Below are 14,119 nucleotides of genomic sequence, written 5' to 3' on the forward strand. Positions count from 1 at the left end.
GCGGACTACCCGGGCCAGCCGGGGATCCTCATCGGAAGGTCGGCCTCCGTGGGTGCCCCATCGGCCCAGCGGATCCGCTTGAGGCTGCGGAAGCCGTCGACCGTGTCCTCCGGGCGCATCGAGTAGAAGAAGTTCAAGGAGCGCCGACGGAAGAGCCAGCGGCCGTCATCCTTGACGTAGTCGTCGTAGTAGCGGTACGCCGCGAAGTGGATCTCGCCGTTCAGGAGCAGTTCGGCATGACCCGAGACGACGCCCTTGACGTGCGGGCGTCCTGGCGGGGACGGCTGCACGTCGAGCACCTGCGAGTGCGTCACATGGTTCGTGAACTCGTACCGGTCCGCCGAGGCGAGGAAGAAGGCGCGCACGGCGTCGCGGCCGCTGACGACCTTGCCGATGCGCTCGAACTCGCCGTCCTCCGCGAAGAAGTCCAAGAGATCGTCGAAGCGCTTGTCGTCGCGAGCCAGGGAGTAGCGGGCGATCAGCTCCTGGAGCTCCAGCCGATCCTCGACGGTGAGCGCAGGCGCCTCGGTCACGCCTCCGCCACGGGGCGGCACATCGCCATACCCGCGCGCTTGCAGATCAGGACGATCTCATCACGCTGATTGATGCCGCGATGCTCGAACCACACGATCCCCCGCGTGGGGTCGCTCTGCGAGAGCCGCTTGTCGAGGATCGTCGTCTCGGCGCGCAGGGTGTCGCCCGCGAACACGGGGTTCGGGAACTTGACGTCCTCGTATCCGAGGTTGCCCAGCGAGGTCTGGAAGACGAGGTTCGGAACGGTCATGCCGCCGATGAGGCCCATCGTGAACAGGCTGTTCATGAGCGGTCGCCCGTACGGAAGCGTCTTGGCGTACTCGACATCGAGGTGGATCGGTGCGACGTTCATGGTGAGCGAGGTGAACAGCACGTTGTCCATCTCCGTCACGGTGCGCGTGAGCGGGTGCACAACGACGGCGCCCGGTTCCATCTCTTCGAAATACAAGCCCTTCATCGGCTCTTCGTCCTCTCGTCGTGCACGCCCGTCATCGGGCGTGGAGTGATTCGATCTGGTCTGCGTGGGCGAGCCATGCGCGCGCCTTGTCCAGATGCGCCTTGTCGATGTGCCCACCCTCGTAGATGACGGCGCCCGCACCCTGTGCCGCGGCGGCGTTGTAGGCCTCGATCATCCCCTCGAAGAAGCGGCGCTTCTCGGGATCGGGCCCGTAGACCTCGTTGATGACGGGCACGTGACTCGGGTGGATCGCGATCTGCCCGCGGAAGCCGATCTGGCGGCCCTGGATCGAGAAGGCGCGCAGACCCTCGAGGTCATGCACGCGCTCCCACAGGCCCGTCATCGGGTGAACGCCCGCCGCTCGCGCGGCGAGCTGCACGCGGGTGCGGACCGCGAGGGTTTCGAGCCCTTCCGGGGTCCATTCGAAGCCGATCTCGCGCGCCACGTCGGCGTGCTCGGCCGTGGATCCGAGGATCGAGCCGATCCTCGGCGTGGCCGCGGCGATCTCCTCGCAGTTCACGACGGCGCGCGCCGTCTCCATGGGGACGACGAGCTTGACGTTCTCGGCACCGTTGCGGACCTCGAAGTGGTCCAGGAGCGTCTCGAAGCGCTGCGCGTCCAGAGCCGTCTCGACCTTGGGGGCGAAGATCGCGTCGAGGCCGGGCCCGACGACCGCCTCCATGTCCGCGCCGGTCTGCCCCGTCGACAGCCCGTTGACGCGGACGAGGATCCCGATCTTCTCGTTGTGCTCGCGGACGCGCTCGATCGATTCCCGTACGAGCGCGCGCGCTTCGGGCTTGAGCTCTTCGGGGACGGAGTCCTCGAGGTCCAGCGTGATCGCGTCGGCTCCCGAGGCGATCGCCTTGTCCACCCAGGACACTCGGTGTCCCGGAACGAAGAGCATTGAGCGATACGGGTGCATGCGATCCCTTTCAGCAACGTCGGTGTTGCGATGCGCCGACCTGTGATCGGTCTTCCGCGCCATCAATTAATGGGTATCATACACATAGATTACGAACAGAGGAGCGGTTCATGGAAGAACTCTCACCCGACGTCGAAGAGGAAATTCGTCAAGCGGTTCGCGCTGTATGCCTGAAGTTTCCGGATGCCTACTGGGCCAACGCCGACGAGACTCACACGTTCCCGTGGGAGTTCTACCACGCAATGGCCGAAGAGGGCTGGCTGGGCATCACCACACCCGAACAATACGGCGGCGGAGGCGCGGGCGTGCAGGCCGCGTCGATCCTCATGCAGGAAGTCGCCGGCAACGGCGGCGGCCTGAACGCGGCGACGACCGTCCAGGTCGCGCTGTTCGGATTGGAGCCCGTGCTCAAGCACGGCACCGAGGAGCAGCGGCAGAAGTACCTCCCCGAAGCCATCGCGGGCCGCCTGCAGGTGTGCTTCGCCGTCACCGAGCCCGACGCGGGAACCGAGACGACGGCCATCACGACGTTCGCCAAGAAGGTCGAAGGCGGGTACATCGTCAACGGCCGCAAGGTGTTCATCTCGCGGGCGCTGGAAGCGGACCGGATGCTGCTGATCACGCGCACGGCGCCGAAGGACGCCGGGGCGAAGCCCACGGACGGCATGACGCTGTTCTTCACGAAGGTCGACCGCGACCACGTGCAGATCAACCCGATCCCCAAGCTCGGTCGCAACGCGATCGCGACGAACGAGCTGGTCATCGAAGACCTCTTCGTCCCCGACGAGGACGTCGTGGGTGAAGAGGGCAAGGGGTTCAAGTACCTGCTCAGCGGCCTGAACGCCGAGCGCATCATCGTCGCCGCGCTGTGCCTGGGCATCGGCCGCGCCGCACTGAAGAAGGCGACGGAGTACGCGAAGGAGCGCGTGGTCTTCTCCCGCCCGATCGGGATGAACCAGGGCGTGCAGTTCCCGCTGGCTGATTCGCTCGCCAAGCTCGACGCGGTCGATCTGCTCATCCGCAAGGCCGCCATCCTCTACGACGCGGGCGAGCCGTGCGCGAAGGAGGCCAACGAGGCGAAGTACCTCGCGAGCGAGTGGGCTTTCGAGGCCGCGGACCGGGCGATCCAGATCCACGGCGGATACGGCTATACGAAGGAGTACCACGTGGAGCGGTACTGGCGTGAGGTGCGCGTCGAGCGCATCGCTCCGATCAGCAACGAGCTGATCCTCGCCTTCCTTGGCGAGAAGGTGCTGGGTCTCCCCCGCTCCTATTGAACGAATGCATGCGTCCCTCGTCAGCGGCCTGTCCGGCTCCGACGGGAGCGTCGCATTTTCTGGCTGCCCGCGTCGTCGGGCGCTCATTGCTGCGGCGAAGCCCACACACATGAGGATGGCTCTTCATGTGAGCCACATGATTACCATTATTATCATTACCTACTGCTGGCATCGGTGCCGCAGTTGCTCCTGGAAGGACGCAATCCTATGCGCGCTGGCATCACCCTCTCCGATGTGCCGAAGTCACGGCCCCCCGCAGAGCAGTTCTCGGACGTGCAGCGCATCGTGGCCGCCGCGCAAGAAGCGGGTTTCCGCGACATCGCCCTCGGACAGCACTTCCTCTACGGGCAGATGCGCTGGCTGCAGCCCGTGCCACTCCTCGCCCGGCTGGCCGCCGAGGTCGACAGCGACGTCCGCCTCATCACGAACGTGATGATCGGCCCCATGTACCACCCCGTCCTGCTCGCCGAGGAGCTCGCAACCCTGGACATCGTCACGGAAGGCCGCTTCGTCTTCGGCGTGGGGATCGGCTACCGCCCCGAGGAGTTCGACGCCTTCGACGTCCCGTTCAAGGAGCGCGGTGCACGCCTGGACGAGATGCTCCAGCTCATGAAGATGCTGTGGACGCAGGATGTCGTCGACTTCGAGGGGCGCTTCTGGTCTCTTAGCGGAGCGACACCGCACATCCACCCCGTGCAGGACCCCCACCCGCCCATCTGGGTCGGCGGTACGGCGCCGGCGGGCGCCCGACGGGCGGGTCGCCTCGGCGACGGCTACATTCCCAACCCTGAAGCCACCGCCGATGAAGTCGAAGCACGCTATCGCCTCGTGCGCGAGCATCGTCTCGCGCGCGGACTGGAGATGCGCGCGATGCCGCTGCGCCGCAACATCATGCTCGGCTCGAGCATCGAGGACGCCACCTCGAAGTACGTCGCCCTCTCGCAGGAGCGCTACCTCGCCTATGCCTCCAGGGGCCTGGACCTGTACGACAACGCCGATCTCGAGGCTCAGTTCGCCGAAACGGTCCGCGCCCATGCCATCCTCGGGACCGCACAGGAGTGCGTCTCCCAGATCGCCGACCTCGCCGGGCGCATGCCGATCGAGACGCTCATGTTCCGTTCCCAGTGGACGGACGAGCCGACCCAGGGCGCACTGGACCTCGTGACCGAGCTGGGCGACGAGGTCGTCCCCGGGATCTCGGCCCTGCCGGTCCTCAGCGACTTCCCCGACTGAGTGCGGGAAGCGCCCGCACACGAAGGATGCCCCCGGACCGGGCGGTCCGGGGGCATCCTTCGTGTCAAATCAGTTCTCCCACCTCTTGATCAGCGCCGCGAGCGCCTGCCCGCCGCCGATGCACATCGTGACGACGGCGTACTCCAGATCGCGGCGGTGCAGATCCAGCGCCGCGCGCACCGTGAGGATCGCGCCGGTCGCACCCACGGGGTGCCCGAGCGCGATCGCGCCGCCATACGGATTCACCCGAGACGTATCCAGACCGCCGTCGCGGATCACCGCGACCGCCTGCGAGGCGAACGCCTCGTTGAGCTCGAACACGTCGACATCCGAAGGCGACAGGCCCGTCTGCTCCCACAAGCGAGCAAGCGCGAACACGGGCGCGTAGCCCATCAGCTCGGGCTCGTTCCCGGCCGTGACGACCGCCTCGATCGTCGCGAGACCCGACAGGCCCCGGGCACTGACGTCCGACGAACGCATCAGCACCGTCGCCGCGGCGCCGTCGTTGATGCCCGACGCGTTGCCGGCCGTGACCGACCCGCCCTCCTGGAACACGGGCTTGAGCCCCGCGAGCGTCTCGAGAGTCGTCTCCGGACGCGGGTGCTCGTCGACCGACACCTCGACCGGCCGCCGACCGCCGGAAGACACGGCGACGATCTCTTCCGCGAAGGCCGCGCGCGCAGCATCCGTCGATGCCCGTCGCTGGGATTCGAGCGCGAACTCGTCCTGCTCGGCCCGCGAGACGCCGTACTTGTCGGCGACGTTCTCGGCCGTGACGCCCATGTGCTTCTTACTGAACGGGTCGGTCAGGATCGCGATCGTGCCGTCGAGCAGCTTGCGGTCGCCCAAACGCGCGTTGCCGCGGGCGTTGAAGTCGAGGAACGGCGTGCGCGACATCGACTCGTCGCCACCGGCGACGACGACGTCGACCCCGCCCCACAACAGCTCCTGCGCGCCCGACCAGATCGCCTGCAGGCCCGAGCCGCACAGCCGATTGACGTTGAAGGCCGGCACCCGAGACGACAGCCCCGCCGCGAGCGCGACCCGGCGCGCGTTGTACGCGTCGGGCCCCACCTGCGAGATGTTGCCCATCACGACCTCGCCGACCTCGGACCCGTCGACGCCGGAGCGCGACAGCGCCTCGGTGACGGCGGCCGCACCGAGCTCGTACGCGTCGACGTCCTTCAGCGCACCGCCGAACGACCCGACGGGTGTTCGCGCGCCGCCGAGGATGACGACCTTGTCGCGCGTCATCCCGCGGACTCCTCGGCACGCTCGGCGGCAGCGAGCATCGCGTCATCCGGAACGTAGCCCTCGATGTGACGCTCCTCCGGGCCGTTGTACTCCGACAGCGGGCGGATGAGCGCGTTGGAGGCGAGCTGCTCGAGGACGTGCGCCGTCCAGCCCGTGACGCGCGCCGCGACGAACAGCGGCGTGAAGGTCAGCGTGTCGAAGCCCATCAGGTTGTAGGCCGGCCCCGACGGGTAGTCGAGGTTGGGGTAGATGCCCTTGCGCGAGACGAACTCGGATTCGAGCTCGTCGTAGAGCGCCTCGACGTCGGGGCGGTCGTAGTGCTCGACGAGCGTGTCCAGCGCCGCCTTCATCGTCGGCACGCGCGAGTCGCCGCGCTTGTAGACGCGGTGCCCGAAGCCCATGATCTTGCGCTTCTCGGCGAGTGCCGCATCGAGCCACGCGCCGACGTTGCCGGCCTCGCCGATCTCGTCGAAGATGTGCAGCACGGCCTCGTTCGCCCCGCCGTGCAGCGGTCCCTTGAGCGCGCCGATCGCACCGACGACGGCCGAATAGAGGTCGGACAGCGTCGAGGCGATGACGCGGCTCGTGAACGTCGAGGCGTTGAACGAGTGCTCGGCATACAGGATCATCGAGCGGTTGAACGCGTCGATCACGACGTCGTCGACGTCTTCGCCGAACGTCATCCACAGGAAGTTGGCGGCGTAATCCAGGTCATCGCGCGGGGGCACGGGCTCCTGCCCGCGCCGGCGGCGCTGACCGTAGGCCACGATGGCCGGAAGAGCCGCGAACAGACGGATGCTGCGGGCCAGGTTCTCGTCGGGATTGCCCGACGCGTCCAGCACCGATCCCGTGCCGGCGAGGTCGCGCGCACCGATCAGCGAGACCGCCGTGCGCAGCTCGTCCATGGGGTGGGCATCCAGCGGCACGCGGTCGATGACGGCACGCACGTCGGGGTGCAGCGCCCGGTACTCGCGCTCGACGGCCCGCAGCTGTGCCAGCTCGACGTCGGACGGCAGTTCGCCGTGCCACAGCAGGTACGCGACCGCCTCGAAGGGCTGCGTCGCGGCGAGCTCCTGGACGGGATACCCGCGGTACAGCAGGGAGTTCGTCTCGGGGTTGACCTTCGAGACCGCCGTGTAGTCGACGACGACTCCGGCAAGGCCCTTCTTGATGTCGGTCATTTCAGTCCTTACTGATCTGGAAGTTGAAGACGTTCGTGTCGAAATGGTTGTACTGCTCGTAGTCGATCAGCTCGTAGAGGTCGGCGCGGTGCTGCATCTCGCCGAGCTTCGACGTGAGATGCCCCTCGTCCGTGAGCGTATCGAGAGCACGGGATGCCGCACCCATCGCGATGCGCAGGAGTGACACGGGCCAGATCACGATGTTCACCCCGACATCGCGCAGCTGGTCGACCGAGAACAGGTCGCTCTTGCCGAACTCCGTCATGTTCGCGAGGATCGGCACGTCGACGGCGCCGCGGATCGCCGCGAACTCCTCGAGCGAGCGCATCGCCTCGGGGAAGATCGCATCGGCCCCCGCGTCGACGAGCGCCTTCGCGCGGTCGATCGCGGCATCCACCCCGTCGACCGCGGCGATGTCGGTGCGCGCCATGATGAGGAAGTTCGGGTCGCGCCGCGCGTCGGCGGCCGCGCGGATGCGCTTGATCGCGGTGTCCTCGTCGACGACGGACTTGCCGTCGAGGTGGCCGCACCGCTTGGGGTTGATCTGGTCTTCGATGTGCGTGCCCGCCAGGCCCGCGTCCTCGAGCGTCTGGATCGTGCGCGCGACGTTCATCGGCTCGCCGAAGCCCGTGTCGGCGTCGATGATCGCGGGCAGGTCGGTCATGCGCGCGATCTGCTGTCCGCGCGCGGCGACCTCGGTGAGCGTCGTCAGCCCGATGTCGGGCAGGCCGAGGTCGGCCGAGAGCACGGCGCCCGAGATGTAGACACCCTCGAAGCCCTTGCGCTCGATGAGCCGGGCGCTGAGCGGGTTGAACGCGCCGGGGAACCGCAGCAGCTCCCCCGTCGCGAGCCGCTCGCGGAACGCCCGCCGCTTCTCGGCGGCGTTCACGGTCGAGTACAGCATCAGCGCCCCCCTCCCGCCCGTTGACTTGCGCCCAATGCCGACGACACGCCGCGCGCGCCGGGCACAAGGCGCAAGTCAACAGACGGGGCGCGGTGCGCAGCGCGCGAGCCGGCGAGCGAGCCGGCGAGCGGGAGGACGCGCATCAGAAGAGGCCCTTGGGAGCGGGCGCCGAAGCCAGGATGCCGGGCTTCGCGACGATCGTGAGCTGCTGCACCTCGGCCGGCGTCAGCTCGGGCAGGCGCTCGGCGAGGTCGAGGAAGCGCTCGATCTCGGCCGCGTCGAGCACGGGCTCGGCGAGGATCCGGAACTTGCGCACGTAGTCGGCACGGGCGAACGGCCGGGCGCCGAGCGGGTGCGCGTCGGCGACGGCGATCTCGTCCTCGATCACGGTGCCGTCGGTCAGGGTGATGACGACGCGGCCGCCGAAGGCCTTCTCGTTCGGGTCGTCCGAGTGGTAGCGGCGCGTCCACTCGGCGTCCTCGGCCGTCGTGACCTTGTGCCACAGCGCCACGGTGTCCTCGCGGCCCGCGCGCTCGGGAGCGTACGAGTCGACGTGGTGCCAGCCGCCGTCCTGCAGTGCGACGGCGAAGATGTACGGGATCGAGTGGTCGAGCGTCTCGCGCGACGCCGTCGGGTCGTACTTCTGCGGGTCGTTCGCGCCCGAGCCGATGACGTAGTGCGTGTGGTGCGACGTGTGCAGCACGATCGACTCGACGTTCGCCGGGTCGGTCGCCTCGGGGTGCTCGCCGTTCAGCTTGCGCGCGAGGTCGATCCACGCCTGCGCCTGGTATTCGGCCGAGTGCTCCTTCGTGTACGAATCGAGGATGCCGCGCTTGGCCTCGCCCGCAGCGGGCAGCGGCACGTCGTATGACGCGTCGGGTCCGTCGAGCATCCACGCGACGACACCGTCTTCGCCTTCGTAGATGGGCGACGGCGAGGTCTCGCCGCGCATCGCGCGGTCGACCGCCTCGACGGCGAGCTTGCCGGCGAACGCGGGGGCGTGGGCCTTCCACGTCGAGATCTCGCCCTTGCGCGACTGGCGGGTCGCCGTCGTCGTGTGGAGCGCCTGGCCGACGGCCTGGTAGATCGTCTCGACGTCGAGGCCGAGGAGCGTGCCGATGCCGGCGGCGGCCGACGGGCCGAGGTGGGCGACATGGTCGATCTTGTGCTTGTGCAGGCAGATGGCGCGCACGAGGTCGATCTGGATCTCGTAGCCGGTCGCGAGGCCGCGCACGAGCGCGGCGCCGTCGGAGCCGACGTGCTGGGCGACGGCGACGATCGGCGGGATGTTGTCGCCGGGGTGCGAGTAGTCGGCCGCGAGGAAGGTGTCGTGGTAGTCGAGTTCGCGCACGGCCACGCCGTTGGCCCACGCCGCCCACTCGGGCGACGTGCGACGCTCGAGCGAGCAGCCGAAGATGGTCGCCCCGTCGCCCGAGACCGACACGGCGTGGTCGAGCGCCTGCTGGCGGGCCGCGCTCACGGGGCGGCGCGTGAGCGACGCGGCGGCGACCGCGGCGTTGTCGATGACGCGGTTGATGATCATGTCGACGACGTCGGCGTCGACCTCGACGGGGTCGGTGGCGACCTCGGCGATGTGCCAGGCCAGCTGGTCTTCGCGCGCGAGGTTCTCTTCGCTGCGGTGGACGCGGAGGTGGTGGGTGACGGTCATGATGTGCCTTTCGGGAACGCGATGCTCAGGCCGATTCGGCGACCGCGATGACGGGTATCCCCGCGGTCGTCGTGCCGATCGAGGCATCGAGGATGGTCGCGAGCGCATTGTGCAGGTGCACGTGCGTCGCATGCGCAGCGAGTTCGGCGTCGCCCGACGCGATGGCCGAGGCGATCAGGCGGTGCTCTTCGACGGATGCCGCGAGCCTCGCCGGGTTGTCCCGCGCAAGCCGTCGGACGCGCACGAGGTGGGTGCGGATCGTCCGGAGCGCGGAGGTCAGATAGTCGTTGGCGACCGAGGCGTCCAGCGTCTCGTCGAAACGGCGGATGAGCGCGTAATACGCGTCGCGGCCGTCCTCTGCGCGCAGGCTCGCGTGCGAGAACTCATCGGCGAGGGCGGCGAAGGCGGCGGCATCCCCCCGTCTCGCGGCGAGACGGGCGGCGGTCTCTTCCAGCGCGCGGCGGACCTCGAAGAGTTCGAGGATGTCGTCGGCGTCGATGTCGGTCACGACCGTGACGCGGGGCGACTGCTGCGCGACGAGCCCGTCGGCGGCGAGGCGCCCCAGCGCTTCGCGCAGCGGCGTGCGGCTGACACCGAGACGTGCAGCCTGATCGACCTCGCCGAGCACGGTGCCGGGGGCGAGCACGCCCGACTGGATCTCGTCGAGAAGGGTTGCGTACGCGCGGTCACTGGCTCGCATCGTCGCCCCCTTTCCTTCCGCCAGTGTATACAAACGGCACCCGGAAGACCAGTTGAGCCCCTCGCGCCGCGCAGAGCGTATACAAAAGCTCAGGATGCCGCGGCGCCGGCGGCCGCGTGGCGGGGGCGCACGAAGAGGTTCACCGCCGCGACACCCACTCCGCACACCGCGAGGAGGATCCACAGTTCCGAGCCGCTGCGCTCGAAGTGCGGTGCGAGGTCTCCCGCGGCCGAGCCCAGCACGATGCCCACGAGGGCGATGCCCAGCAACTGTCCGAACTGCTTTCCCGTCGAGAAGAGGGCCGACGCGAGCCCCGCCTCGGCCTCGGGGAGGGCCGACAGCGCCGAGACGCTCAACGGATCGCCCAGCAGGCCGTAGCCCGCGCCGAACGCGACCGACGCCGCGATGAGCGTCGGAAGCGACCCCGAGCCCAGGGCGATGCCGAGCGCGCCGAGCGCGAGCAGGCACCCGGCCAGCACGAGGTCGAAGCGGCTGCGCCCTCGATCGACGATCCACCCCGACACGATCGCGGCGATGAGCGCGGCGCCGGCCAGCGGCAGCATCGTGAACGCCGCGTCGACCGGCGACAGCCCGCGCACGGACTGCAGGTACAGCGGCAGCGCGAAGAACATCGCCCCCGCCGTGGCGAAGCCGAGGAGCGCGCTGGCCGATGCCGCCACGAAGGGCACGTTGGCGAAGAGGGCGGGCGGGATGATCGGGTTCGCGGCACGTCGCACGTGCAGCACGAGCGCCACGAGGGCGATCATCGCGACAGCGCCCGCGCCGACGACGATCGCGCTCCCCCACCCCTGCCGCGGACCCTCGATGAGCGCGACCGACACGGCGACGAGGAGCGTCGAGACGAGCACCTGTCCGACGACGTCGAAGCGACCCGGGGCGGTCGCGCGCGACTCGGCGAGCGTCGTGACGATGAGCACGGCCGCGACGGCGCACAGTCCGACCGACAGCCAGAAGACGGCACGCCAGCCCGCCGCGCCGACGATGACGCCGCCGAGCGCGGGACCGGCGACGAGGGCGACCGTGCCGACGCCGGCCCACCACGCGACGGCGGCGCCCCGCGCCTTGCGGTCGGTGTAGATCCCCGACGCCGCGGCCAGTCCCGCCGCCGACAGCGCCGCCGCTCCGACCGCCTGCACGACGCGCCCCGCGATGAGCATCAGGGCGTCGCCGCTCAGTGCGCACAGGATCGACCCCGCCGCGAGAACGGCGGCTCCCGCGAGCAGCGTCCGCCGGCGGCCCACCCGATCCGACAGCGATCCGAGTGCCGTGAGCAGCCCGGCGAGCGTCACGATGTAGGCGCTCACAACCCACTGCAGCGTCGTGAGTCCGACCGAGAAGTCGTGCTGGATGGCCGGCAGTGCACTGTTGACGATGGAGCCGTTGAGGTTCAGGACGAACTGCACGAGGCAGCATCCGATCAGCGCGATTCGGGAACGCGTCGCGGATGCCGGCATGTCGGCCGCCTCTCTGTCTCGTCGGCGTTCAGCCTAGAGCCCGCGTGCCGGAGGCGCCGCGAGGGCCGGGTAGCCTTGCCCGAGTGACCGACGCATCCCGCTACATCGTGGCCACCGACGGCGCCTGCAAGGGCAACCCCGGCCCCGCCGGCTGGGCGTGGGTCGGCGAGGACGGCCACTGGGCCGCCGGCTCGTTGCCGGTCGGCACGAACAACATCGGCGAGCTCTTGGGCCTGCTCAAGGCCATCGAGGATCATCGCGACGTCGCGAACCTCGTCGTGCAAGCCGACTCCCGCTACGCGATCGACACCTACTCGACCTGGATGGACGGGCACCGTCGCCGCGGCTGGAAGACGTCTAGCGGGGCTCCGACGAAGAACGTCGACCTGCTCGAGCGGCTCATCGTGGCGCGTGATGCGCGCCGCACGGCGGGCCTGCCCGACGTCGTCCTCGAGCACGTGCGCGGCCACTCCGGTCACGTGCTCAACGCGTGGGCCGACGAGCGCGCCGTGCGCGCGTCGGAGCACGCGGCGAAGGGCGTCACGAGCGAGTGGTCCTCGCTCGGCGCGCAGGAGCGCATCGACGTCTCGGCGGCGCCGAAGAACGGCCGCTGAGCCGCTACTTCAGGAGGGCGTCGAGCTCGTCGTCGAGCTGCTCGGCGGTCGCGCCGCCGGGCCACATGCGCACGATGCCGCCCGTCGAGTCGAGCACGGCCGTCACGGGCGGCTCGACGACGGCGTAGCGGTGGAAGAGCTGACCGTCCGCGTCCATGACGACGGGGACGTCGTCGGCATTGTCGCGCAGGAACTGCTGCAGCGCCTCGTCGTCCTTGTCGGACGACACGAAGACGACGTGCACGTCATCGCCGAGATCCGCGGCCGTCTCGGTGAGCAGCTCCGCCTGGCCGACGCACTGCGTGCACCAGCTCGCCATGAACTGCACGAGGGTGACTCGGCCCGTGAACAGGTCGGCGGAGTCGATTTCGGTGCCGTCGGCGAGGGCGGCCGTGAACGACGGTGCGGGAACCGCCTCGGGGGCCGTCGCCTGCGACGAGCCGGTGCCCGCCGGGAGCGCGTCGGCGCCGCCGAGCGTCGAGGTCGAGGTGCAGCCCGTCAGGGCGAGCGCGAGCGCCGCCCCGGCGGCGAGGAATGTCAGTCGCCGCTTCATGGCGTGCCCTTCGTGGCGGGTTCGGGAATGAGGATCGTGGGGATGCCCTCGGCCTCGGGGCGGTAGGTGAACGAGCCGTGTGCCTTGTCGCCGATCACGACATCGTAGGTCTCATCGCCGGCCAGATCGCCCGCATCGAGCGTGAAGACGCAGATCGTGGGGATGCGGGGAGTCTGCTCGAAGTCGATGTCGCTCGCCTCGCTCGCAGTGCCGGGCGCGAGCGTGGCTCGGAACGCCTCGTTGCCCGCGGCATCCGTCAGCACGACCTCTGCACCCGCGTGGATGTGCCGGTAGGGGGCCGTTCCGGCGCAATCGTCGCCGACGGCCCGCAGCGAGCCGTCGCCGACGGCGACCTGCAGCGGCCGGTCAGGGTCGCCGGAGCCGCCGGAGCATGCTGCCAGCAGCGGGAGCACCATGAGCGCCCCCACGATCGCGGCCGTCGTTCGCCTCATCACCATCGTTCCTTCGTGCCTCGGTCCTTCAGGATGTCATCGGATCCACGCGGAGAGGCCGCACCCGCGGGCACGGCCTCTCGCGTGAAACGGTTTACTCGAAGAGCGACAGCGTCATCACCGAGGTGTAGCTGCCGGTGGCGGCAGCAGACGCGGCGACCTTGAGGGTCAGGTCGGCGGTGGCCGACCATGCGCCCTGGTCGTAGGTCTCGCCCTGGTCGGTGTTGACGTAGAGCAGTTCGGCGTCGACGAGTCCCACGTCACCGTCGAGCACGCCATCGACGTCCCCACCGGGCTGGACGACACCATCGGTGTCACCGGTGACCTGAGGCGACCAGCCGAGGTGCTCCGAGCCGATCGTGTTCGTGCCGGAGGTGAACGCGCTGGCGGTGCCGAGCACGAACCACTCGGCGTCGGGCACGACGGCGCGGGTGTCGGTGACGGTCACGGTGGGCAGGGTGCCGGTGAACGAGCGGACCAGCGGGTCGCCGGAGTCCTGCTCGGTGAGCGAGGTCTCGTTCGCGGCGACGCTCATGGCGAGCACGCCCGAGGGGTAGCGGTCGGTGACCTCGACGTTGATGTTCACCGAGCCGTCATCGACGACCTCGTCAGCGGTGGCCACAGCAGCACCGGCCGAAGCCAGCAGCAGCGTGCCGAAAGCCATCGCGCCCACACGGGTGGCAGTCATCTTCTTCATTGCGGATTGTTTCCTCTTCTTTGAGCGGAATTCCGACCCTCGGGTGAGGGCCGGCTTCTTCGGATAGAGATCTGTTCCCGCGTTCGGCTATCGCGCCGAGCGGGTACCGCTCCGGGGTGGGGTGCGATCGCACCCCCCCCCCAACACCGCGACCCGGTTATCAACCCCCCGGGTACCCCGCGTAAGCAGCCCGCGCC

General features: G+C 69.2%; 15 protein-coding genes. 3 read left to right on the forward strand and 12 right to left on the reverse strand.

The features are described from left to right. Nucleotides 1-5: 5 nt before the first annotated feature. Genes ACFC3F_RS10375 through ACFC3F_RS10385 form a run of 3 tightly spaced genes read right to left on the reverse strand, consistent with a single transcriptional unit; the run spans nucleotide 6 to nucleotide 1,913 of the window. Nucleotides 6-533, reverse strand: coding sequence for a nuclear transport factor 2 family protein (locus ACFC3F_RS10375; protein ID WP_376129124.1), 528 nt, complete (start codon nucleotides 531-533; stop codon nucleotides 6-8). Beyond that, nucleotides 530-991: a MaoC family dehydratase gene (locus ACFC3F_RS10380; protein WP_376129125.1), complete on the reverse strand. Its 462-nt coding sequence runs from the start codon at nucleotides 989-991 to the stop codon at nucleotides 530-532. The genes ACFC3F_RS10375 and ACFC3F_RS10380 overlap by 4 nt, the downstream gene beginning before the upstream one ends. A gap of 31 nt (nucleotides 992-1,022) precedes the next feature. Beyond that, on the reverse strand, nucleotides 1,023-1,913 hold the full coding sequence (locus ACFC3F_RS10385; RefSeq protein WP_376129127.1) for an HpcH/HpaI aldolase/citrate lyase family protein: 891 nt from the start codon (nucleotides 1,911-1,913) through the stop codon (nucleotides 1,023-1,025). A 110-nt stretch (nucleotides 1,914-2,023) separates the two neighbouring features. Here ACFC3F_RS10385 and ACFC3F_RS10390 point away from each other — a divergent pair, with 110 nt between their 5' ends. Next, nucleotides 2,024-3,190: an acyl-CoA dehydrogenase family protein gene (locus tag ACFC3F_RS10390; protein ID WP_376129129.1), complete on the forward strand. Its 1,167-nt coding sequence runs from the start codon at nucleotides 2,024-2,026 to the stop codon at nucleotides 3,188-3,190. Nucleotides 3,191-3,397: 207 nt separating this feature from the next. Further along, nucleotides 3,398-4,423 carry an LLM class flavin-dependent oxidoreductase gene (locus tag ACFC3F_RS10395; RefSeq protein WP_376129131.1) on the forward strand — a complete coding sequence of 342 codons (1,026 nt, stop codon included), beginning with the start codon at nucleotides 3,398-3,400 and terminating at the stop codon, nucleotides 4,421-4,423. A 69-nt stretch (nucleotides 4,424-4,492) separates the two neighbouring features. Here ACFC3F_RS10395 and ACFC3F_RS10400 read toward each other — a convergent pair whose 3' ends face one another. From ACFC3F_RS10400 to ACFC3F_RS10425, 6 genes are all read right to left on the reverse strand, one after another. Further along, nucleotides 4,493-5,677: a thiolase family protein gene (locus tag ACFC3F_RS10400; protein ID WP_376129132.1), complete on the reverse strand. Its 1,185-nt coding sequence runs from the start codon at nucleotides 5,675-5,677 to the stop codon at nucleotides 4,493-4,495. Further along, complete coding sequence (locus ACFC3F_RS10405; protein ID WP_376129134.1) at nucleotides 5,674-6,858, reverse strand: bifunctional 2-methylcitrate synthase/citrate synthase; 1,185 nt, start codon at nucleotides 6,856-6,858, stop codon at nucleotides 5,674-5,676. Before ACFC3F_RS10405 ends, ACFC3F_RS10400 begins: the two co-directional genes overlap by 4 nt. Nucleotide 6,859: 1 nt before the next feature. Further along, nucleotides 6,860-7,762: a methylisocitrate lyase gene (gene prpB / locus ACFC3F_RS10410; RefSeq protein WP_376129136.1), complete on the reverse strand. Its 903-nt coding sequence runs from the start codon at nucleotides 7,760-7,762 to the stop codon at nucleotides 6,860-6,862. A 142-nt stretch (nucleotides 7,763-7,904) separates the two neighbouring features. Beyond that, a complete protein-coding gene (locus ACFC3F_RS10415) occupies nucleotides 7,905-9,431 on the reverse strand; it encodes an MmgE/PrpD family protein (RefSeq protein WP_376129138.1) in 1,527 nt (508 codons plus the stop codon). A 25-nt stretch (nucleotides 9,432-9,456) separates the two neighbouring features. Next, nucleotides 9,457-10,131 carry a GntR family transcriptional regulator gene (locus ACFC3F_RS10420; protein WP_376129139.1) on the reverse strand — a complete coding sequence of 225 codons (675 nt, stop codon included), beginning with the start codon at nucleotides 10,129-10,131 and terminating at the stop codon, nucleotides 9,457-9,459. An 89-nt stretch (nucleotides 10,132-10,220) separates the two neighbouring features. Then, nucleotides 10,221-11,606, reverse strand: coding sequence for an MFS transporter (locus tag ACFC3F_RS10425; protein WP_376129141.1), 1,386 nt, complete (start codon nucleotides 11,604-11,606; stop codon nucleotides 10,221-10,223). Between the two features lie 83 nt (nucleotides 11,607-11,689). On the opposite strand from ACFC3F_RS10425, the gene ACFC3F_RS10430 reads away from it, so the two are divergent. Beyond that, entirely contained in the window at nucleotides 11,690-12,220 is a 531-nt protein-coding gene (locus tag ACFC3F_RS10430; RefSeq protein ID WP_376129143.1) for a ribonuclease H, read from the forward strand. Between the two features lie 4 nt (nucleotides 12,221-12,224). On the opposite strand, the gene ACFC3F_RS10435 is transcribed toward ACFC3F_RS10430, so the two are convergent. The 3 genes from ACFC3F_RS10435 to ACFC3F_RS10445 all read right to left on the reverse strand — a co-directional run bounded on the left by ACFC3F_RS10435 (nucleotide 12,225) and on the right by ACFC3F_RS10445 (nucleotide 13,922). After that, nucleotides 12,225-12,773 (reverse strand): TlpA family protein disulfide reductase, encoded by a 549-nt coding sequence (locus ACFC3F_RS10435; protein ID WP_376129144.1) that lies wholly within the window; start codon nucleotides 12,771-12,773, stop codon nucleotides 12,225-12,227. Then, complete coding sequence (locus ACFC3F_RS10440) at nucleotides 12,770-13,225, reverse strand: hypothetical protein (RefSeq protein ID WP_376129146.1); 456 nt, start codon at nucleotides 13,223-13,225, stop codon at nucleotides 12,770-12,772. Before ACFC3F_RS10440 ends, ACFC3F_RS10435 begins: the two co-directional genes overlap by 4 nt. Nucleotides 13,226-13,319: 94 nt before the next feature. Continuing rightward, nucleotides 13,320-13,922, reverse strand: coding sequence for a hypothetical protein (locus ACFC3F_RS10445; protein WP_376129148.1), 603 nt, complete (start codon nucleotides 13,920-13,922; stop codon nucleotides 13,320-13,322). Nucleotides 13,923-14,119: the final 197 nt, after the last annotated feature.

The organism is Microbacterium sp. NPDC055910 (assembly GCF_042271185.1).
Taxonomy (GTDB): domain Bacteria; phylum Actinomycetota; class Actinomycetes; order Actinomycetales; family Microbacteriaceae; genus Microbacterium.